This window comes from Bryocella sp., from assembly GCF_058498515.1.
On sequence record NZ_JBMHYI010000047.1, the window covers coordinates 306,612 to 326,407 of the forward strand.

At 62.7% G+C, this 19,796-nt stretch carries 19 protein-coding genes; 15 read left to right on the top strand and 4 right to left on the bottom strand.

Annotated elements, in window-relative coordinates; all coding sequences use genetic code 11:
* Window positions 1-39 precede the first annotated feature (39 nt).
* From AC5E6W_RS14695 to AC5E6W_RS14710, 4 genes are all read left to right on the top strand, one after another.
* Window positions 40-1,011, top strand: coding sequence for an SPFH domain-containing protein (locus AC5E6W_RS14695; RefSeq protein WP_491753063.1), 972 nt, complete (start codon window positions 40-42; stop codon window positions 1,009-1,011).
* A 62-nt stretch (window positions 1,012-1,073) separates the two neighbouring features.
* Window positions 1,074-2,021 carry an SDR family oxidoreductase gene (locus tag AC5E6W_RS14700; protein ID WP_491753064.1) on the top strand — a complete coding sequence of 316 codons (948 nt, stop codon included), beginning with the start codon at window positions 1,074-1,076 and terminating at the stop codon, window positions 2,019-2,021.
* A gap of 115 nt (window positions 2,022-2,136) precedes the next feature.
* Window positions 2,137-3,525: a nucleotide sugar dehydrogenase gene (locus tag AC5E6W_RS14705; protein WP_491753065.1), complete on the top strand. Its 1,389-nt coding sequence runs from the start codon at window positions 2,137-2,139 to the stop codon at window positions 3,523-3,525.
* A gap of 44 nt (window positions 3,526-3,569) precedes the next feature.
* Window positions 3,570-4,280 carry a hypothetical protein gene (locus AC5E6W_RS14710; protein WP_491753066.1) on the top strand — a complete coding sequence of 237 codons (711 nt, stop codon included), beginning with the start codon at window positions 3,570-3,572 and terminating at the stop codon, window positions 4,278-4,280.
* Between the two features lie 22 nt (window positions 4,281-4,302).
* Here AC5E6W_RS14710 and AC5E6W_RS14715 read toward each other — a convergent pair whose 3' ends face one another.
* Window positions 4,303-4,704: a DoxX family protein gene (locus AC5E6W_RS14715; RefSeq protein ID WP_491753067.1), complete on the bottom strand. Its 402-nt coding sequence runs from the start codon at window positions 4,702-4,704 to the stop codon at window positions 4,303-4,305.
* Window positions 4,705-4,878: 174 nt separating this feature from the next.
* On the opposite strand from AC5E6W_RS14715, the gene AC5E6W_RS14720 reads away from it, so the two are divergent.
* From AC5E6W_RS14720 to AC5E6W_RS14750, 7 genes are all read left to right on the top strand, one after another.
* Window positions 4,879-5,685, top strand: coding sequence for an SDR family NAD(P)-dependent oxidoreductase (locus AC5E6W_RS14720; RefSeq protein ID WP_491753068.1), 807 nt, complete (start codon window positions 4,879-4,881; stop codon window positions 5,683-5,685).
* Window positions 5,686-5,786: 101 nt separating this feature from the next.
* Window positions 5,787-6,446, top strand: a complete 660-nt coding sequence (locus AC5E6W_RS14725; RefSeq protein ID WP_491753069.1) for a hypothetical protein — start codon at window positions 5,787-5,789, stop codon at window positions 6,444-6,446.
* A 153-nt stretch (window positions 6,447-6,599) separates the two neighbouring features.
* Window positions 6,600-7,457, top strand: a complete 858-nt coding sequence (locus AC5E6W_RS14730; protein WP_491753070.1) for a hypothetical protein — start codon at window positions 6,600-6,602, stop codon at window positions 7,455-7,457.
* Between the two features lie 93 nt (window positions 7,458-7,550).
* Window positions 7,551-8,129, top strand: a complete 579-nt coding sequence (gene fabZ, locus AC5E6W_RS14735) for a 3-hydroxyacyl-ACP dehydratase FabZ (protein ID WP_491753071.1) — start codon at window positions 7,551-7,553, stop codon at window positions 8,127-8,129.
* A 4-nt stretch (window positions 8,130-8,133) separates the two neighbouring features.
* Complete coding sequence (lpxA, locus tag AC5E6W_RS14740) at window positions 8,134-8,943, top strand: acyl-ACP--UDP-N-acetylglucosamine O-acyltransferase (RefSeq protein ID WP_491753072.1); 810 nt, start codon at window positions 8,134-8,136, stop codon at window positions 8,941-8,943.
* Window positions 8,944-8,961: 18 nt separating this feature from the next.
* A complete protein-coding gene (locus AC5E6W_RS14745) occupies window positions 8,962-9,849 on the top strand; it encodes an LpxI family protein (protein WP_491753073.1) in 888 nt (295 codons plus the stop codon).
* A gap of 121 nt (window positions 9,850-9,970) precedes the next feature.
* The gene (locus AC5E6W_RS14750; protein WP_491753074.1) at window positions 9,971-10,501 is read left to right on the top strand and encodes a peroxiredoxin; all 531 of its coding nucleotides are present in this window, start codon (window positions 9,971-9,973) and stop codon (window positions 10,499-10,501) included.
* Between the two features lie 87 nt (window positions 10,502-10,588).
* On the opposite strand, the gene AC5E6W_RS14755 is transcribed toward AC5E6W_RS14750, so the two are convergent.
* Window positions 10,589-11,305, bottom strand: a complete 717-nt coding sequence (locus tag AC5E6W_RS14755) for a hypothetical protein (RefSeq protein WP_491753075.1) — start codon at window positions 11,303-11,305, stop codon at window positions 10,589-10,591.
* A gap of 239 nt (window positions 11,306-11,544) precedes the next feature.
* Window positions 11,545-13,494, bottom strand: a complete 1,950-nt coding sequence (locus tag AC5E6W_RS14760) for a lytic transglycosylase domain-containing protein (protein ID WP_491753076.1) — start codon at window positions 13,492-13,494, stop codon at window positions 11,545-11,547.
* A gap of 72 nt (window positions 13,495-13,566) precedes the next feature.
* Between AC5E6W_RS14760 and AC5E6W_RS14765 the strand changes: the two genes are divergently transcribed.
* The 4 genes from AC5E6W_RS14765 (at window position 13,567) to AC5E6W_RS14780 (ending at window position 18,474) form a co-directional block, all read left to right on the top strand.
* Entirely contained in the window at window positions 13,567-14,754 is a 1,188-nt protein-coding gene (locus tag AC5E6W_RS14765) for a serine hydrolase domain-containing protein (RefSeq protein WP_491753077.1), read from the top strand.
* A 109-nt stretch (window positions 14,755-14,863) separates the two neighbouring features.
* Complete coding sequence (gene lepA, locus AC5E6W_RS14770; RefSeq protein ID WP_491753078.1) at window positions 14,864-16,666, top strand: translation elongation factor 4; 1,803 nt, start codon at window positions 14,864-14,866, stop codon at window positions 16,664-16,666.
* Window positions 16,667-16,888: 222 nt separating this feature from the next.
* Window positions 16,889-17,386, top strand: a complete 498-nt coding sequence (locus AC5E6W_RS14775; RefSeq protein ID WP_491753079.1) for an NUDIX hydrolase — start codon at window positions 16,889-16,891, stop codon at window positions 17,384-17,386.
* A gap of 47 nt (window positions 17,387-17,433) precedes the next feature.
* Window positions 17,434-18,474, top strand: a complete 1,041-nt coding sequence (locus AC5E6W_RS14780; protein ID WP_491753080.1) for a YncE family protein — start codon at window positions 17,434-17,436, stop codon at window positions 18,472-18,474.
* A 53-nt stretch (window positions 18,475-18,527) separates the two neighbouring features.
* Here the strand turns inward: AC5E6W_RS14780 and AC5E6W_RS14785 are convergent, their stop codons facing one another.
* On the bottom strand, window positions 18,528-19,754 hold the full coding sequence (locus AC5E6W_RS14785) for an acyltransferase family protein (RefSeq protein ID WP_491753081.1): 1,227 nt from the start codon (window positions 19,752-19,754) through the stop codon (window positions 18,528-18,530).
* Window positions 19,755-19,796 lie beyond the last annotated feature (42 nt).

Genomic DNA, 19,796 nt, shown 5'->3' on the forward strand with positions numbered 1-19,796 from the left:
TATTCAGCTAATCTGCTGTATCTCAGCTATGCTTTCCCCATGCCAGAACTAGCCCCGCTCGCGATCTTCCTGTTCATCGCACTTGCACTGCTCGTCCTTGTGCTCTTCGCGAAGACCTTCTACACGGTGCGCACGGCGACGGCGGGCATCGTGGAGCGCTTTGGCAAGTTCGACCGCATCACACGGCCGGGCGCGCACTTCCTCATCCCCTTTGCGGAGCGAGTGTACTTCGTGGACCTGATGGTGAAGCAAGCGCAGTTCCAGGTGGAAACCAAGACGCGCGACAACGTCTTTGTGCAGATCCCCGTGAGCGTCCAATACCAGGTGCTGGATGACCGCATTGGCGATGCGTTCTACAAACTTAGCTCGCCACAGAAGCAGATTGAGAGCTTCGTCTTCAACTCGATTCTTGGGCACGTTCCCAAGCTTTCCCTCGACGAGACCTTCGAGCAGCAGTCGGGCATCAGCGTGAACGTGAAGACCGAGCTGGACGTGACGATGCGCGACTTTGGCTTCAACATCCTCACCGCGCTGGTCACCGATATCATCCCCGATGCCAAGGTGAAGGCCTCGATGAACGACATCAATGCCGCGCAGCGTGCCCAGGTAGCGGCCCAGGCGCGCGGTGAAGCTGAGAAGATCCTGAAGGTGAAGCAGGCGGAGGCGGAAGCGGAGTCGAAGGCGCTGCAGGGCAAGGGCATTGCCGCCGAGCGCCAGGCGATCATCGATGGCCTCACGGAGTCGGTGGAGCACTTTCGCCAGGGTGTGCCCGGTGCCAGCGCGGAGGATGTGATGGCGCTGGTGCTGCTCACCCAGTACTTCGATACGCTCCGTGACGTGGGCACCCGCGGCGGCACAAACACGTTGTTCCTGCCCAGCAACCCAGGCGCTGCAGCCGACTTCCAGACCCAGATTCTCGCCGGCTTGCGCAGCACGAGCGCGAACGGCCAGCCTGCCGTGCCTGCCAGCAACCCCCTGCCACCCAGCCCCACGGGATATCCGGGCGCATAGGCGGAGACGGCACCCCAGGTATTGCTCGTCCAGTGAGCTGGGCCTGGGAACGCAAAGGACACATGAAGAGATTCCTCATCACCGGAGCCGCCGGATTTATCGGCTCGCATCTGGCCCACACGCTTGTGCAGCGCGGTCATGTCGTCCGCGCTCTGGATAATTTCTCTACCGGCCACCGTGCTAACCTTGCGGGCCTCGAGGGCGAGATTGAGCTGATCGAGGGCGACCTGAATGATCGCGCGGCGTTGGCCCGTGCCTGCGAGGGCGTCGAGGTCATCCTGCATCAGGCAGCACTGCCCAGTGTGCCTCGTTCCATCGCAAACCCTGGGCCTAGCCACATCTCCAACCTCGATGGCACGTTTGCCTTGCTGGAGGCCGCCCGCGCCGCCGGGGTGAAACGCATCGTCTATGCCGCATCCTCGTCGGCTTATGGCAATCAGCCGACCTTCCCGCGTGTGGAGACCATGCGCCCGGAGCCCATCGCACCGTATGCCGTTCAAAAACTCGCGGGAGAGCTTTACATGCAGTCGTACTGGCGCGTGTACCGGCTCGAGACTGTATGCTTGCGCTACTTCAACATCTTCGGGCCGCGGCAGGATCCGAACTCGCAGTACTCCGGCGTGATCCCTCGCTTCGCGGCGGCGATGCTGGCCGGGCGCACGCCGACGATCTTCGGCGACGGCGGCCATGCCCGGGACTTTACGTACATCGCCAATGCGGTCGAATCGAATCTGCTGGCCGCCGGGGCTCCAGCCGAGCGCTGCGCGGGCCGGGTCTTCAACATCGCCTGTGGCGAGGCGCACACACTCAACGATCTGTATGCCGCGCTGGCGAAGGCGCTTGGCTTTCCGCACCCTCCACAGTACGCCGCGGAGCGCACGGGCGATGTTCGCAGATCCCTGGCGGATATTACCGCTGCACGTGAGGCGCTTGGCTACCAGCCACGCGTCAGCTTCGAAGAGGGCATTGCTCAGACTGCGGCGTGGTATCGGGAGCATGCGGGGCGATAAGCAGCGACAATACTGAGGATAGGAGAAGCGATCCAAAGAGAGTGGCACGGCTGAATCGGATGGCCCCACAACGAGCATCTGATACTCGTAACGAGTCCACCGCAAGGAACTGCCGATGCCCCTGACTGCCCCCGCCTCTACCGCCGCTGCCACTCTCGGCGAGCTCCTCGACCGCATCCATGGCCGTACGGCCCGGGTGGGTGTGGTGGGGCTGGGCTATGTGGGCCTGCCGCTCTCGCTGCTCTTCGCCGAGGACGGCTTCCGCGTTACCGGGTTCGACATCGACCAGGCTAAAGTGGACGCGCTCAATGGCGGCGAGAGCTACATCCACCGCATCGAGGCTGAGCACATTCGTGCGGCGCAGGCCTCTGGGTTCCGGGCTACCTCGGCCTTCGCTGAGGCTGCCGATCTCGATGCGATGTTGCTATGCGTGCCCACACCTATGCACGCCGACCACACGCCCGACATGAGCTACGTGATCGTCACCATCGAGGCTCTGGCGCCGCATCTCCGCGCAGGTCAGCTGGTGGTGCTCGAGAGCACCACCTGGCCGGGCACGACCGAGGAGATCATCGTTGCGACGATTGAACGCGCCGGACACCGCGTGCTGCGCGCCGGCAGCCCTGCGGACCACGCGGCTGCCGGAACCACCCAGCCGCTCGACGGCGTGATGGTGGCTTTTTCGCCCGAGCGTGAGGATCCAGGAAATACGACGGTGCCACGGCGCACCATCCCGAAGGTGGTCGGCGGTGTCGATGCCTGTGCCACGGCAGCGGCATGCGCTCTCTACGGCCAGGTCTTCGCGAGCACCGTGCCCATGTCCTCGCCCGCCGCGGCAGAGATGACCAAGCTGCTGGAGAACATCTACCGTGCGGTAAACATTGCGCTGGTGAATGAACTCAAGCTCCTATGCGCCCGGCTCAACATCGACCTGTGGGAGGTCATCGCGGCGGCCTCGACCAAGCCCTTCGGCTTCCAGGCCTTCTATCCCGGCCCCGGCGTGGGCGGACATTGCATCCCGGTGGACCCCTTCTACCTGAACTGGAAGGGTGAGCAGGTGGGCTTCTCTGCGCGCTTTATCGAGCTCGCCGGCGAAGTTAACGAGTCGATGCCCGGCTATGTGGTGGACACGACGCGGGAAGCTCTGGCAGCGCGTGGAGTCGCAATGAAGGGATCGAAGGTGCTGGTGCTCGGCGTGGCGTACAAGCGCGACGTCGACGATCTGCGCGAGTCGCCCTCGCTGCGCATCCTGGAACTGCTGCGGGAGGCCGGAGCGGAGATCGCTTACAACGATCCCTTCTTCCCGAGTGTAGGTACTGGCCGCCACTATGAGCTCGAGATGACGTCCACGCCACTCGACGAGGTGGCGAGCTTTGATTGCGTGCTGCTCGCTACGGATCACTCCAGCTACGACGTGGCTGCACTGGTGGCAGAGGCAAAGCTCTTCGTCGACACACGCAACGCGACTCGCGGGCTGGTGGCTGGGAATATCGTGCGCTGCTAAGGCGACGTTGCGTTCACGAGGCCGTGCCATACTTGAGCCAAACCATGCCTTACACCGGACAGCTTGAGTACGCGGACCATCGCAAGATGCGCACCCGCAACACCGTGATTTACCGCACCCTGCATTGGCCTATCTGGATCTGGGTGTTCTTCCTCGCGCCGGGGCCCTTGACCTTTTCGCTCTTCGCGCACGGCTTCTCGAAGGCGAATGCCACGTGGCTGGCGGCAGTACTGCTCGGCACTGGAATCGCCGCGGTCCGCGGCGCGCTGCCTGGAGCCGAGCCTGCGCCCTACATCCTGCGCTTCGATGAGGACAAGCCCAACCCACTCTACCGGCGGGTCTGCTACACCTTCGCATGGAGCGCGGTCGTCACCTTCGCGAGCCTCAACTTCGCGGGTCTCGCTGTCGCCGTCATCACTGGCCACTGGTACCTGAAGCAGATTTACAACTACGCCTACGCCCCGCTAAGCCTGACGATTCTGCTACTCGGCGCGTTAGGCCAGCTTCCACGCGTGAAGAAGTCGACACGCGGTGAAGGCTTCGAGCGCCGCTACTTCTATGGCAGCGTGTGGTCGGTCACTCTCGCGCAGACCGTGCTGATGATCTTCTGGAAGACGCTGCCCAACACCCGCGAGGCCTCGGCGATCAAGCTTGCGATCTACACCATCGCGCTCGCGCTGCTAGGCGTGGCGGCCGCGAACGGACGTCTGCCCCGCACGCGGCCCATCGTTCCGGGCGAGCTGATGGTGGACTGAGCAGGAAACTGCAGCCCCTCTGCTAGATCGACAGCGGCGCCTTGGTCTGAAACAGCCCGCGAAACGAGTCGCGGTAGCCGTAGAGCACCACCAGCTCCAGCACGCCCGTCACCAGTCCCGGCGCGATCGCATGTCCGCCCGTCAGGAACAGGTGGAAGCACAGGATGTTGAACGTCTGCGCGCACAGGAGCACCATTCCCAGGGGCAGAAGAAAACCGCTGAGCACCAGCGCGCCACCCAGAACCTGCACGCCGGACAAGACCTTCATCCAGCCGGTGGTCATCATGATGCCCGTCCACGTCATCGCATCCTGGGGCATGGCGGGAGCACCCTTCATCGGAATGAAGGGATGGAGACCGTTGAGGCCGAAGACGACAAACATGAGTCCGAGCAGGACGCGGCAGATGAGTACGGCGATCTTCATAGGAACCTCCTACAGGTAGAGACGCATGGTTTGGCCCGACGGAGTCAACATAGCAGAGCGGACGCTTCCCGGTCAGTTCGATCTTTGTCGTATCAAATCGATGCAGAAAATGCGCTGCTGCCGCCATCGCTAGAATGAAGACGCGGCAGCCAGCCGCGAACGGATTCTTCCAGCATGCAGCTTTCTCTCGCCAACAAGGTTGTGCTCATTACCGGAGGCTCGCGCGGCATTGGGGCGGCAGCCGTCCGTGTCTTCCGCTCCGCTGGTGCGCGTGTGATCTTCAGCTACCGCGCCGCGCAACCGCAGGCTGATGCGCTCGTCGCTGAGTGCGGCGGACCGGACCTTTGCCGCGCGATCCAGCAGGAGCTCGCCAGCGCGGAGGATGGGCAGGCGCTGGTCGCCGCAGCCATCGCTGTCTTCGGCCGGCTGGACGCGGTCGTCGTCAATCACGGCGTGTGGCCTCCGCACGACCAGTCCATCAACTCCATGCCCGCCTCCCAGTGGCGCTCCACGCTGGGCATCAATCTGGAGAGCGTCTTCGGCATCACGCAGGCAACCGTGGCACAGATGCTGGCCCAGCCGTTGGTGGCGGATGATTCGGTGAGCTGGAAATCCTCGCCCACTCGTGGACACATCCTCTTCGTCGCCTCCACGGCGGCCCAGCGCGGCGAAGCCTTCCACGCAGACTATGCCGCCAGCAAGGGCGCGCTTCTCTCGCTGACCAAGAGCCTGTCGTCCGAGCTGGCGCCGCAGGGCATTCTCGTCAACTGCGTTGCTCCGGGCTGGGTGCGGACGGAGATGTCCGCGGGCACGCTGTCCGACCCGGCGCTCGCGCCACGCGCGCTCGCCCCGATCCCACTGGGCCGCCCTGCCGAGCCGGAGGAGATCGCCGGGCCGCTCGTCTTTCTCTGCACGCCGTGGGCAGGGTTCTGTTCCGGCGAGATCTTCAACGTCAACGGCGGCGCGGTGCTTGTGGGATAACTCGCCGGTTTGCCCCGGATTGGGGATGGAAGCTGGAGTCATCCCGGACTATGGTTCATTAAGCGCGTGGCAAGACGGATACCGCGCGTTTTGAGGAACGCATGACGCAGACGACGCTGTTGGGGCTCGGTGTACTTCCCGTACTCGTGGGACTCGGCTTTGTCTTCTATGGCAGTGCCGCCCCCATGATGTGGGAAGACGGGCATCCGCCCACGCGGCTGACGTCGAAGCGTTTCTATGTTCCGCTCTTCGTCGGTGATGTCTTCCTGACCTTTCTGCTTCTGCTGTGGGCGAACTATTTCCTGGCTTCCCGGTCGGCGTGTCCAACGTTTACCGGGACGGTGACCCGGCTGCACTGGACACAAGTAAAGAGCGGATGGAAGACCCAATTCAACCTGCACGGCGATGACGGGACCAGCCATGCCGTTGATGTCTATGGATACATTCGAAGTCTCAAGTCGGGCGACCGGGCAAGCGCGACGATACGCACCTACGATGGCGAGACTCTGGCATTGCATGTGTTGACTGGAGATCGCATCGGACTGCAGACGCAGTACCACGCTCATGATCTCTCCGCCACGATCATCATGACGCCGTTCATCCTTGCGTTCGGCGGATTCTTGCTGGGCGCGGCGACAGGACGGATCAAATCCCATCCAAGGCCACGGAACCCTATGCCGTTATCCCCGTGGTTGGCCAACGCTATGTCTGGCTCCAATGCAGCATCGCACCCGGGCGATCAGCAAAAACCGCAGCAGTAGCCTGGCCACAGCGGGCGTGCCGAAGCGATTCATGGTTACCGCGCGCCCTCTTCCTCCTCGTGTTCTCCCTTCGTCCCTCCCTCTGCATTCCCCCCGCTCCACGCACCGTCTAATCTAGACAGGGAGTCCACGCTCCGCGGTGCCCACCCACGTATGAATCTCTTCACTCTCCCTCGCCGTCTCGCGCTTGCCGTGTTCCTCCTGCCACTGTTGGCCGTGCCCGTGCGCCTCCACGCGCAGGCCTCCGCTCTGCCCAGCGCGGCCTCCGGTCCCGAGGAGCCTGGCGGCGGCAAGGGCAAGAAGTTGCTGGATCAGATGGTCGCCGCACTGGGCGGCGACGGCTGGTTGAATCGCACCACCTGGACCCTCGAGGGCCAGTCGGCCTCGTTCTACCAGGGGCGTCCGCATGAGGGCGTCACGCACTTCATTACCTACGACCGCGCTCAACCCTACGGGGAACGCGTGGTCATCATCACCAAAATCGGCGTCTTCTTCCCGACCGACCACCGCGACGTAGCCGAGGTCTGGACTCCCGATAACGGCTACGAGATCACGTACAAGGGTAAGAAGGAGCTGCCGAAGCTGGACGTCAGCGACTTTCAGCGCCGCCGCGCACACTCCATCGATGCCGTCGTCCGGGATTGGCTGAAGCAGCCGGGAGTGCTGGTCACCTACGAGGGCCAGACCACGATGGACCGCCATCTTGCCGAGAAGGTAAGCGTGCTCACCACCGCGAATGATGCGGTGGAGATCCTGCTGGATACAGGAACCCACCTGCCGCTGGCGCGCACCTTCCAGTTCCGCGACGACCGCTTCCACGACTGGGACACCGACACCGAGGTCTACGACGACTACCAGCCCTTCCAGGGCATCATGACGCCGATGAACATCACCCGCTCCCACAACGGGGAGATGGTCTCGCAGCGCTTCTTCACCAAGGTCCGCTACAACGACACCATCTCCGACGACGTCTTCAATCCGGATCGTTCGCTGGAGAAGAAGGTGAAGTAGCCTCGAAGCCACAGGCGGAAGACTTTCCCCTTGACCTCGATGCGCTGAGGGCACGGCAGCCGCAGCGGAGACCTTGCTATCCTTGAGTCTGCTATGAGTGACACCCAGACCACCGCTGTGGCGGAGAACCCTGCAACCGAAGCGTCGACCATTATCGTCGGCAAGACCACGCTCGACGTCGGCGAGATCATGTCGATCATCCCGCACCGCTATCCGTTCCTGCTGATCGACCGGGTCATCGACATCGAGCGCAAGAAGCGCATCGTGGCCACCAAGAACGTCACGATCAACGAGCCACAGTTCCAGGGCCACTTTCCGGATTACCCCATCATGCCAGCCGTGATGACCGTAGAATCCATGGCCCAGGCCGGCGCCACGCTGCTCCTCACCGAGTACACGCTCGAAGAGCGCGAGAACAAGTTGATGGTCTTCACCGGCATCGAGAAGGCGCGTTTCCGTCGCCCCATCGTGCCGGGCGATCAAGTGCGTTTCGAGGTTACGGTCCTCAACTGGCGTTCGAATGCCGTCAAGATGCACGGCGTCGCGACGGTCGAAGGCAAGCTTGCCGCCGAGGCGACCTTCCTGGCGGCGCTGGTGCCGCGTCCGAAGAAAGATTCGGCCCCTGTGGCGAAGGCCGGCCCCGTTCCTTCTGCGAATCCCGCAGCGGAGTAAGACAGTGCCTGCGAACATTCACCCCAGCGCGAACATCCACCCAACGGCAATCGTGGCCGAGGGCGCCGTGGTTCCGGCCAGCACGAAGATCGGTCCCTTCTGCACGGTGGGACCGCACGTAGTTCTGGGTGAGGACTGCGAGCTGATCTCTCATGTCGTGCTCGACGGCCATACCACCATCGGCCGCGGCAACCGCTTCTTTCCATTTGCCAGCGTGGGCATTGAACCCCAGGACCTGAAGTACAAGCAGGAGCCCACGCGCTGCGTACTCGGTGACGACAACGTCATCCGTGAGAGCGTCACCATCTCGCGCGGGACTGTAGGTGGTGGTGGTGTGACCCTTATCGGCTCCGGCTGCCTCATCATGGCGTACGTGCACATTGGGCACGACTGCAAGGTCGGCAACGGATGCATTCTCGCGAATGCTACGACACTCGCCGGTCACGTCATCATCGAGGACTACGTCACGACCCCCGCCCTGGGACCTGTCCACCAGTACTGCACTATCGGCAAGCACGCGTACGTAGGCGGCGGGACGACGATCACGCAGGACGTGCTGCCCTACTCGCTTACCTCCGTCGAACGCAATAATCATGCCTATGGCCTGAATAAGGTCGGCCTGCAGCGCAAGGGCTTCACCGACGAACAGCTGCGCAAGCTCACCACCGCGATGCGCCTGATCATCGGCGGCAAGCTCAACACCACGCAGGCCCTCGAAGCGTTAAACGACATGATGGATGACGGCGCCGGCGACGAGCATGTACAGTACCTGATCGACTTCGTGAAGAAGAGCGAGCGGGGCGTGATCAAGTAGCTCATGCAGGGAACCCCTATGAGCTCCGGTTCTCTCGGCCTCATCGCCGGCAACGGACGGTTCCCGTTCCTTCTGCTCGACGCTGCGCGGGCGCATGGGCTGCGCGTCGTCGTTGCCGCGATCAAGGAAGAGACCGATCCGGAGATGGACGAGCGGGCGCGGCTCGACCCGGATCACATTCGCGTGTACTGGCTCTCGCTGGGCGAACTCTCGAAGCTGATCGAGACGTTCCAGCGCGAAGGTGTGACACGCGCCGTCATGGCTGGGCAGGTGAAGCACAAGCAGATCTTTTCCGCGATCCGCCCGGACTGGCGGCTGGCCAAACTGCTGATGAGCCTGCGCACGCGCTCCACGGACATGTTGCTGGGCGCGGTCGCGAAGGTGCTGGGCGATGAGGGCATCCATCTTGAGTCCTCCACGGCGTACCTGGAGCCGATGCTGGCGCCCGCCGGGCCGCTAACAGAGCGCATGCCTACGCAGGAAGAACTCGGCGATATCGCCTACGGTGTTGACGTTGCGCGCGGCATCGCCGGCTTCGACCTCGGGCAGACGGTTGTCATCGCGGCTCGTGCCTGCGTTGCGGTCGAGGCAATGGAGGGAACCGACGCCACCATCGCCCGTGCTGGAGCTCTGATGCGTACGCTGATCGAGGAATCCTGCGGCCAGGAGGTTGCCAGCACCCTGGCGCGCTCGCTCACGGTCGTCAAGGTCGCCAAACCGAAGCAGGATCTTCGTTTCGACGTTCCGGTGGTGGGCCTGCCAACAATCGAGGCGATGCGGTCTGCAGGCGCCACGTGCCTTGCAATCGAGGCTGGGAAGACGCTCACCTTCGACCGGGCGGCGATGATTGCCGCCGCCGACGAGGCTAGCATCGCCATCTTCGGGCACTCAGGGCCGACAGCCTGAACGGAGCCCCGCAGCATTCCATTGACAACTCCCCTCGCCGACACAGGTAATATGTCAGCACCCGCGAACCGGCCGGCGTCCGCGCCGCGACCGAGATACGGCTCACACAAGGAGATGCACCATGCTTCTGAAGAAGATTGCGGCCGCAGCTATGCTGGCCGGCCTCGTCCTCGGTCCCGCGCTGGCCACGGCGGAGCCCCTCGCCGTCGGCGCCAAGGCGCCTGACTTCACGCTTCCCTCGCAGGAAAACAAGCCCGTCTCGCTGCATGAGTACAAGGGCAAGTGGGTGGTGCTGTACTTCTATCCCAAGGACCAGACCTCGGGCTGCTCGCTGGAGGCGCACAACTTTCAGCGCGATCAGGACAAGTACAAGGCGTTGAACGCCGTCGTGCTGGGCGTCTCGCTCGACACGGTGGAGAGCCACGCGACCTGGTGCACCAAGGACGGATTCAACTTCAAGATGCTCGCCGACCCGGAGCACAAGGTTGTCGACGAGTACGGTGTGCCAATGATGAGCCACGGCGATATGCACTTCGCCAAGCGCCAGACCTTCCTCATCTCGCCCAAGGGCAAGGTGGTGAAGTTCTGGGACGTCTCCGACATCCAGAACCACAGCGATGAGGTGATGGCGGCGATCAAGGCCGGCGAGTAGTCTCCACGACGAAGCCCAAACGCAAAAGCGCCCGGACCGAAGTCCGGGCGCTTTTGCTTGCCTTGTTGTACAGCGGGTGAGCGAAAGTTACTTCGCAGCCTTCTTGGCGGCCTTCTTCGCAGCCTTCTTGACGGCCTTCTTGACGGCCTTCTTTGCGGGAGCCTTCTTCACTGCCTTCTTGACTGCCTTCTTCGTTGCCTTCTTCGTTGCCAAGGTAATACCTCTCATAGTTGATTTTTTGGTGCTAGTGCTCTTGTTGCCGACTGCCTTCTTACCGCGCAGAGCACTGGATTTCTTCGCGGCAGAACCTGAAACCTTCTTGGCCGCCTTCTTGGCGACAGCTTTTTTGACGATGGTTTTCTTCAATGCTTTCTTGACCACTTTCTTCGCTGCCTTCTTGGCCGGCGTTTTCTTGGCTGCCTTCTTTACGACAACCTTTTTCGCCGCTTTCTTTGCGGGCGACTTTACGGCAGCCTTTTTGGCCGCCTTCTTGGCGGGGGCCTTCACGGCCGCCTTCTTTATGGATTTCTTCGCAGCCTTCTTCTTCGCGGCCTTTGCAGGTGCGGGAGGCTCAGGGGTGGCCTCGAAAGACATCGACTCCGCTGGCTCGTAAGGTTCCGAGGGCGAAGGCGGCATGGCCACGATCACTACTTCCTCTGCGTGCGTATCGGGCTGCGTGCTGAACTCTTCCACTTCGTCCTCTTCAATCTCGTCGATCTCATCGGGCGAGTCCAGGTCATCCATATCGTCCGGATCTCCATCAGCGGATGCGTAGAGCTTGATGGTTTCGTCGTCCTGCAGCATACCCAGTCACCTCATACCTTCAGGAGAGCGGCTTATTGCCTCAATCCCTTGCCGCTTTGCCTGTCTTCGACACAATGCGCGATTGCAAATGCTACACACGCTTCGCACGAATTGTACGAGTAGAATTACGCCGCGGTGCACCAAATAGCAAGCACCTTTTTTGGTGCAGCCTTACTTTTTTGCAATTGCTGTTTAGCATCTTGCATCACCTGCGTGTGAAGACGCATGATCGCTCCCTGCTACTTCTTCTTTGTGGTCTTCCTCGCGCTGGATTTTGCGCTCGGTGTGCTCTTCCTGCTCGACGCGGAACTCTTCGATGCAGCGCCTCTCGATGCGGTAGTGCGCGAAGACGTGTGCGCGCCGCTCGTGCTCTTACTATGATGCGAACGCGAGGCACGCACGCTAGGCGCCAGGCGGACGGGTTCGGCGACGAACAGCGTGCGGCCGGCAGTCACAGTGTTCGTGCTCATGTGATTCCATGCACGCAACTGCTCCACGCTCACGCCAAACCGGTCGGCTACGGTCACCAGCGTATCGCCTCGGCGCGTCGTGTAGTGCTGCTCGCCATTGGAGCCGCTGGAGCGAATCGGAATGACCAGCTCATCGCCTGTCGCCATCGGGTTCGCCGCGGTGATCTCGTTGACGCTTGCAATCTCCGGCGCGTGAGCGTGAAACGCCGTTGCGATGTCATCCAGCGTCTCGCCGGCCTTCACCACATGAAAACGCCAGCTCCCGCGATTGTCTTCCGGGATGTCTTTCAGCCTATCCAGGAAGATCTGCTTCGAGCCTGGGGGCAGGCGAAGGTCGTAGGGGATGTCGCGCGGCGTCTGTAGCCGCAGCAGCGCGGGATTGAGCGCGACGACCTCGCCGACACTCACATTCGTGAGGTCGGAGACGAGCCGGAGGTCGATTGAGTAGCTCGTCGTCACTGTGTCGAAGAGCACGGGCGCCATCGGCGTCACGTTGGCCAGCCCGTACTGCTGCGGGTTCTTCGCCATGATGGCCGCGGCGATGATGCCCGGCACATACGCCCGCGTCTCAGCCGGCATGGCGTTGTGACGCAGCAACTCCCAGAAGTCCGCATAGCCTGTACGGCTCACCGCACGCTGCACATTGCCCGGACCCCAGTCATACGCCGCCATAGCCAGGTACCAGTCGCCGAACTGGGCATAGAGGCCCTTCATGTACTTCGCGTACGCGATCGTCGACTTCTCGGGATCGAAACGCTCGTCGAAGTAGCCGTTGCGTTCCAGGTTGTAGGCTCCGGCGAAGGGCATGAACTGCCACATCCCGCCTGCACCCGAGCGCGCATTAAGCGCCTGCGGCTGGAAGCCGGACTCTGCGACGGCTTGGTAGATGAGATCCTGCGGCACGCCGTTCTCGCGAAGGATGCGCTGGATCATTTCCTTGTACTTGCCCGCGCGCTCCAGCGATGCGACCAGGTGCGCATGGCCGGCCTGAGAGTTCGAGAAGTAGCTGATGAAGCCGGCCACATAGTTGTTCACCACGAGCGGAAGATCCGACTGTGTCGTCTTCAGCTCGGCGTTGACCTTGCCGATGAGCGCGGGATCCGGCGGCCCGAAGGTGACCTCGCCGAGTGCCACATCGAGTGGTGCAGGCTCGACCTTGGGCGAGAAGCCGTTGCCCTGCTTCAGCGCCACCATCTCCAGCGAGTTGATACGCGAGATCAGCGAGTCAAACTCGTCCGCGAGCTGCTGATCGCCCTTCAGGTCCAGGCCGCTTGAGAGCATCTGGTCGACGGCAGAGTCGAAGTCCATGCGCGCGGCGTCGAGCCGGTTGGCGTTATAGTTCGCCACGCCAGAGTTGTACGTCGCTTCAACACCGTTGATCAGGTCCTGCGCCTTGCGCGAAGTCTGCTGAGCGGATGGGGAGGCGGGCGGAGATGCGGGCTGCTGCGGTTGCTGCGCTGCGGTCTGCTGAGGACTGGGGCCTGAGGGCTTGGTCGTCTGCGGCTTGCTGGCTTGCGAAGCCTGCGGCGACGGATAGACCGTGCTGCGCGAGATCGACGGCGCGGTTGCAGCTGCAGGCATAACGCCCGCTGCATCCGGTGGAGGCAGCGAATCGTCAGGGCATCCAGCCAGCAGCACCAGCAGCGGCAGGCCGCCCAGCGCCACCAGCAATCGCTTCCATCCAGGGCTCCGCCGCAGGTTCACCATCGACCTGATCATTGTACGGGCTGGAGCGCCGATTGGACGCGGCTCCGCAGGATCGCTGCTGCGCGCCGCCGGTAAGATGAGGCCATGAAACAGCTCAGCGTCCCTGGCCGTCGCGTCCTGCAGTGGACGCTTGCCCTGCTCGTGGTTGTTCCTTTTGCCGAAGCTCAGCAGTCTCACGTCCCCACTTCGCAGCCTTGGTTCACAGCACAGCAGCGTGTGGAGTTGGATGCGGTGTTCGCCGCCAGCGCGCATCCGGATACGCCCGGCTATGCGTTTGGCATTGTCAAGGATGGGGAACTTGTCGCCGCTCGCGGATATGGGCAGGCCAATCTCGACGACGGTGTGGCCATCACTCCCGAGACCTCGTTCCACCTCGCATCGGTCTCCAAGCAGTTCACCGCCACGGCTATTGCGCTGCTGATTCTCGATGGCAAGATCAAGCTCAGCGATCCGGTCGCGAAGTACATTCCAGAAACCGGGAAGTACGGTCCGGAGCTGACGCTCGCACACCTGGTCTACATGACGAGCGGCCTTCACGAGTACACGGACGTGCCGCGCGATGGCGGTCAGCCGTGGATGAGCTTCTACTACTTCACGCGCGACGAGGCGATCCGTACAGCGCTTAAGCCAGATGCGCTGGAGTTTGCACCGGGTACGAAGTGGGCTTACCGCAACATCAACTACATGCTGCTGACGAAGGTCGTCGAAGTCGTCTCCCACCAGAGCTTCGCGGATTTCATGCAGCGGCGCGTCTTCGGGCCGTTAGGGATGAAACACACGTTGATCGACGACGACAGCACCGCAATTATTCCGCATCGCGCGATCGGCTACGCCCGCCGCGACGATCCACGCGTGGTGAAGGAGCTCGCCGGGGTGGGCGTGAACATCAAACCCGGCGCGGGGTGGGTGCGACTGGTGCGCGTCTCGCCGCACTTCGGCGGGAGCGGCGTCTTCTCCTCCGTCGAGGACCTCGCCCTGTGGGACGCGAACTGGTATTCGGGAAAGCTCGGGCCTGGCTTCACCACGCAGATGAACCAGACGATGAAGTTCCAGCACGACAAAGCCAACGACGCCTTCGGCCTGGTGTGGCGGGAACTCTACGGGCACAAGCTGCTGGACTACTCTGGCGGCGATACCGACACCTCCACCTACATGGCGCGCTTCCCGGAGCAGCACCTCAGCGTCATCGTGCTCGCCAACAACCCGTTGGGCGACGCCGAAGGCAAGGCCCACGAGGTGGAGGAGTTGCTGCACAAGTGGGGCAAGCTGTAGACCACCGGAGAACACGCTCCGGACTCCTGGCGCTCGCTCTGTTAGCCTAGAGATTCGAGGCCTTTCGCGCGTTTCGCGCACTCTCTGCCTCGCCCCGAAGCAAAAAAGCATGGACCCAAGCCACATCCGAAATTTCGCGATCATCGCGCACATCGACCACGGCAAATCCACCCTCTCCGACCGCCTGCTGGAGATCACGGGAAGCCTCACCTCCCGCGAGATGCAGGCCCAGGTGCTGGACGCGATGGACCTGGAGCGCGAGCGCGGCATCACCATCAAGGCCCACACCGTCCGCATGGCCTACAAGGCGGACGACGGGCAGATCTACCAGCTCAACCTCATCGATACCCCCGGCCACGTGGACTTCAGCTACGAGGTCTCACGTTCGCTCGCCTCGTGCGAAGGCGCGCTGCTCGTCGTCGACGCCTCGCAGGGCGTCGAGGCGCAGACCCTCGCCAATGCCTATCTCGCCATCTCCAACGGCCTCGAGATCATCCCGGTCATCAACAAGATCGACCTCCCGTCAGCGGACATCGAGCGGACCAAGGCGATGATCGAAAAATCGGTGGGGCTGCCTGCCGATGATGCGGTGTGCGTGTCGGCCAAGACTGGCCTCAACGTCGCCGACATCCTCGAAGCTGTCGTACACCTCATCCCGCCTCCCAAGGGAGATCCGGAAGCGCCGCTGCAGGCGCTCATCTTCGATAGCTGGTTCGATCCCTACAAGGGCGTCATCATCCTTGCGCGCGTCATTAACGGCCGGATCCGCAAGGGCGACAAGATCAGAATCATGTCGAATGGCCGGACGTTCGATGTCGATTCCATCGGCGTGATGACGCCCAAGCCGGTTGTGCTCGAAGAGCTTTCGGCAGGCGAAGTCGGCTTCTTCGTGGCAACGATCAAGAATGTGGCTGACACGAAGGTGGGCGACACCATCACCCACGTCGACCGCCCCTGTGCGGAGGCTCTCCCCGGTTTCGAAGACATCAAGTCGATGGTCTTCGCCGGCCTCTATACGGTGGACTCCCACGAGCACGGCATGTTGCGCGATGCGCTCGAGAAGCTGCGCCTCAACGACGCCAGCTTCAACTTTGAGCCGGAGTCCTCGGTCGCCCTCGGCTTCGGCTTCCGCTGCGGCTTCCTCGGCCTGCTGCATCTCGAGATCATCCAGGAGCGCCTGGAGCGCGAGTACGACCTCGACCTCATCATCACCGCGCCCGGCGTGCAGTACAACATCACGATGACCGACGGCTCCACGCGCATCGTCGACAACCCTTCGCGCTGGCCCGATCCCTCGGAGATCGAGCAGATCGATGAACCCGTCATCCAGGCCAAGATTCTCACCAACGAAGAGTATGTCGGCAACATCCTGAAGCTGGTCGAGGACAAACGCGGCCGCCAGCAGAACATCGAATACGTCTCCGAGACGCGCGTCATGCTCAGCTACGAGCTGCCGCTGAACGAGATTGTCCTCGACTTCTACGACCGCCTCAAGTCCGTCTCGCGCGGGTACGCTTCGCTCGACTACCACCTGGCGGGAACGTGGGTCTCGCCGATGGTGAAGATGGACATCCTCATCGGCGGCGATCCCGTCGACGCGCTTTCCATCATTGTTCACCGGGACTCCGCCTACGACCGCGGCAAGCTGCTCGTCGAGAAGATGCGCGAGCTGATCCCGCGCCAGATGTTCGAGGTCGCCATCCAGGCGGCCATTGGCTCGAAGATCATCGCGCGTTCGACCGTGACGGCCATCCGCAAGAACGTCATCGCCAAGTGCTATGGCGGCGACATCAGCCGTAAGCGCAAGCTGCTGGACAAGCAGAAGGAAGGCAAAAAGCGGATGAAGCGCATCGGCAAGGTAGATATCCCGCAGGAAGCCTTCCTCGCCGTCCTCAAAGTGGGCGAGGAGTAGTTGCTCCGGTTCCGGCTTTTCGAGGCGGCTGGTTTGCGCGAAATGAGCCGGAAGGACTTGCCCGTCCACTCGTGCCAACAATCGGCGGAATCCTCATCATCGATCGCGCCCACAACGTGAATCGCTCGGCTGACGCGCTTATCGTTGGCAATCAAGCCGGGGTGCCCCACGTCTCGAATCTGAGATGTGGGTTCGCAGGATGCAAAGGACAACCCTCGACGAATGAAGAGCAAAAAACAAAGCGCCGGTCTTTTGATGTACCGCCGCAGCGAGGGGGGCCTCGAGGTCTTCCTCGTCCATCCCGGCGGTCCCTTCTGGGCGAAGAAAAACCAAGGCGCCTGGACGATTCCCAAGGGCGAATACCTCGATGACGAGGAGCCGCTGGCAGCAGCCCGCCGCGAATTCACCGAAGAGACCGGCTTCATCCCGCATCCGCCCTTCCTCGAACTCGGCTCCATCCGGCAAAAGAGTGGCAAGACCGTGCTCGCGTGGGCGTTCGAAGGTGATTGCGACCCGGCGCTGCTCGTCAGCAACACTTGCGAGGTCGAGTGGCCACCGCGCTCCGGCGAACAGATAACCATCCCCGAGATCGACCGCGGCGCCTGGTTCACGCCGACGGACGCGCGCCGCTTTCTCCGCGAAGAGCAACACGCGTTCCTCGATCTCCTGCAAGAGGAAGACGGCCGTCCACGCCAAGCGCGGCCTCCTATCGCTTCCTGAAGACATCTTCATCTCGTCTTCAGCTTCGCAGGAGGATAATTTCGCGCATGCGCCACAACTTCCTCGCCCCCGTCCTCGGGCTCCTCGCAGCCGTCTCCGCCCCGGCAATTCTGGCCCAGAGCAGCGGCCCTTACCAGGTTCTTCAGACCCTGAAGGTGGGGGGCGTGGGAAGCTGGGACTACGTCGCGGCCGACTCCGCTGAGCGCCGTCTCTATGTCGCGCGGTCCGGGTCGGCAGGCAGCATCCATGTCTACAACCTCGACACCCTCGCCGAGATCGGTGTGATCCCCGGGATCAACGCGCACGGCGTCGCGATCGACGACGCCTCGCATCACGGATTTGCCACCAGTGAGGGCGTCGCCATGTTCGACACGAAGACGCTTGCCGTCCTCAAACCCTCGCTCGACGTGCAGGGCAATCCCGACGGCTATCTCGCCGACCCCATTACGCACCACATCTACATCCTCAGCCACTCCGCGCCCAACGTCACCGTGCTGAACGCTGCCGATGGAGCCATCGTCGGGACCATTGATCTAGGCGGAGCGCCCGAGCAGTCCGTCCTCGACGGCAAGGGGCATCTCTACATCGACATCGAGGACAAGAGCAGCATCGCCGTCGTCGATACCGCGAGCCTGAAGGTGCTGCGCACCATCGATGTCTCGAGCGCCGGCGGGGGCTGCGCTGGCCTCGCGATGGACGCGAAGAACGGGATTCTGTTCGCGACCTGCCGCGAGAAGAACAACATGATCATCGTGCATGCGGCCGACGGCAAGATCCTCACCGCCCTGCCTACCGGCGTTGGCTCGGATGGCGCGGCCTTCAACCCCGCGACGATGGAGGCCTTCAGCACGCAGGGCGACGGCACGCTGACCATCGTCAAGGAAAGCTCTCCGACGTCCTTTGCCGTCGAGCAGACTGTGACGACGGCAGTGCGCGCGAGGACCCTGACACTGGACGCGAAGACTGGCCACATCATCACCGTCACCGCGGAGTTCGGCGCACCAACCGCGCCCGCCACGCCCGGCGGACGGCCTCCCCGCGCTCCGATGATTCCCGACACCTTCAAGATCCTTGTCATCGGCCGCTAATGGCAGACAGTAGGGGGTAGACAGTAGCAAGTGCCACGCACTGTCTACTGTCTCTAAGCTCTCGCCGGCGCTGCTCCCCGCAGCCTGCGGTTCAGCGGCTCCGCGAAGTATTTGTTGAGCACCCATCCCAGAGGTGCGGTGAGGACGACGATAGCGACCACATAGAACGTGATCGCTGTATGGGGCGCGGGGTTGAGCTTCACACCGTGCGGTGTGGGATAAAAGTGCGCGAAGAGGGCGACGCCGGCCATCACCACGAATTCGTGCGAGAGGTACAGCTCATAGCTGTGGCGCCCGAACCATTGGAGCGCATGCAGCGGCGCAGCCCAGCGTGAGCGGGGCTGCTCCTCCGGGCTCTGCCAGACGCGAAGGGTGACGGCAACCATCACCATCGCGGTGGAGACCGAGAGCAGGGTGTCGTCCGTGCCGCTTGCCCCCAGCAGGTGCAGCACGCTCGACTTCGGCCAAATGGAGATGAGCGCGATGAGGGCCGCGCCGGAGAATTGCAGAATCTTCAGCCAGGTCTGGCTGACGATGAGCTTGTAGCGCAGAAACCAGTTCAGGAAGACTGCAGCGATGCAGCCCACGGCGATATCGCTCATCCCGGCGAGATAGGAGTTCTCCGCCGCGAGGTCGTTCGCAGGCCAGACGACTCGCGCCCATGGTCCAACGATCACAAACGCGAGCGCAAGCAGCAGCCAAACCCGGATTCCCCCGCTCCATCGCCGCATCAACCCGACGGCGACAAGCGGGAAGAAGAGGTAGAACATCTCCTCGATCGACAGCGACCACAGGACGGTCCAGACGGCGGGGAGATAGCCGTTGCGCGCAGTCTCGAGCCAGTTGAGATGGAAGGTGAGCGCCGCGAACAGCGCGCGCGGCAGCGTGGCGATCTTCGGGTCGATCACGAACCCTGGCACCTTGGCCAGATGCATGACGCTGAGCACCACGAGCAGCAGCAGAAGCAGCGGCATGATGCGCGCGAAGCGTATGCGGTAGAAGACTGCGGGCCTGATCGCCCCAAGCGCACCGAAACGCCGCAGTGATGTGAGTGTGATCAGGAAGCCGGAGACGGTGAAGAAGATGGTGACGCCATTGCCTCCGTTGTGGAAGACGAGGTGCGCCAGCAGCGGATTCCAGTTGGTCCCCAGCCGCACGGCAGCGACATGAAAGCGAATCCATGTGTGCAGCAGGATGACAGCCAGGATGGAAACGCCGCGCAGCACATCGATGCCGTCCAGGCGCTGAAGCGCGGGCTTGGTCTCGGGGTTTTGCGTCACCTACCGATGGTACGAGAGCGGGATCGCGTGCCTGTCCTTAGA

Coding starts and splice junctions, on each gene's coding strand:
- AC5E6W_RS14700 (WP_491753064.1), top strand. CDS start 1,074: ATGAAGAGATTCCTCATCACCGGAGCCGCCGGATTTATCGGCTCGCAT.
- AC5E6W_RS14725 (WP_491753069.1), top strand. CDS start 5,787: ATGACGCAGACGACGCTGTTGGGGCTCGGTGTACTTCCCGTACTCGTG.
- AC5E6W_RS14705 (WP_491753065.1), top strand. CDS start 2,137: ATGCCCCTGACTGCCCCCGCCTCTACCGCCGCTGCCACTCTCGGCGAG.
- AC5E6W_RS14780 (WP_491753080.1), top strand. CDS start 17,434: ATGCGCCACAACTTCCTCGCCCCCGTCCTCGGGCTCCTCGCAGCCGTC.
- AC5E6W_RS14710 (WP_491753066.1), top strand. CDS start 3,570: ATGCCTTACACCGGACAGCTTGAGTACGCGGACCATCGCAAGATGCGC.
- AC5E6W_RS14695 (WP_491753063.1), top strand. CDS start 40: ATGCCAGAACTAGCCCCGCTCGCGATCTTCCTGTTCATCGCACTTGCA.
- AC5E6W_RS14720 (WP_491753068.1), top strand. CDS start 4,879: ATGCAGCTTTCTCTCGCCAACAAGGTTGTGCTCATTACCGGAGGCTCG.
- AC5E6W_RS14730 (WP_491753070.1), top strand. CDS start 6,600: ATGAATCTCTTCACTCTCCCTCGCCGTCTCGCGCTTGCCGTGTTCCTC.
- AC5E6W_RS14750 (WP_491753074.1), top strand. CDS start 9,971: ATGCTTCTGAAGAAGATTGCGGCCGCAGCTATGCTGGCCGGCCTCGTC.
- AC5E6W_RS14765 (WP_491753077.1), top strand. CDS start 13,567: ATGAAACAGCTCAGCGTCCCTGGCCGTCGCGTCCTGCAGTGGACGCTT.
- AC5E6W_RS14755 (WP_491753075.1), bottom strand. CDS start 11,305: ATGCTGCAGGACGACGAAACCATCAAGCTCTACGCATCCGCTGATGGA.
- lepA (WP_491753078.1), top strand. CDS start 14,864: ATGGACCCAAGCCACATCCGAAATTTCGCGATCATCGCGCACATCGAC.
- AC5E6W_RS14745 (WP_491753073.1), top strand. CDS start 8,962: ATGAGCTCCGGTTCTCTCGGCCTCATCGCCGGCAACGGACGGTTCCCG.
- AC5E6W_RS14775 (WP_491753079.1), top strand. CDS start 16,889: ATGAAGAGCAAAAAACAAAGCGCCGGTCTTTTGATGTACCGCCGCAGC.
- fabZ (WP_491753071.1), top strand. CDS start 7,551: ATGAGTGACACCCAGACCACCGCTGTGGCGGAGAACCCTGCAACCGAA.
- AC5E6W_RS14715 (WP_491753067.1), bottom strand. CDS start 4,704: ATGAAGATCGCCGTACTCATCTGCCGCGTCCTGCTCGGACTCATGTTT.
- AC5E6W_RS14760 (WP_491753076.1), bottom strand. CDS start 13,494: ATGATCAGGTCGATGGTGAACCTGCGGCGGAGCCCTGGATGGAAGCGA.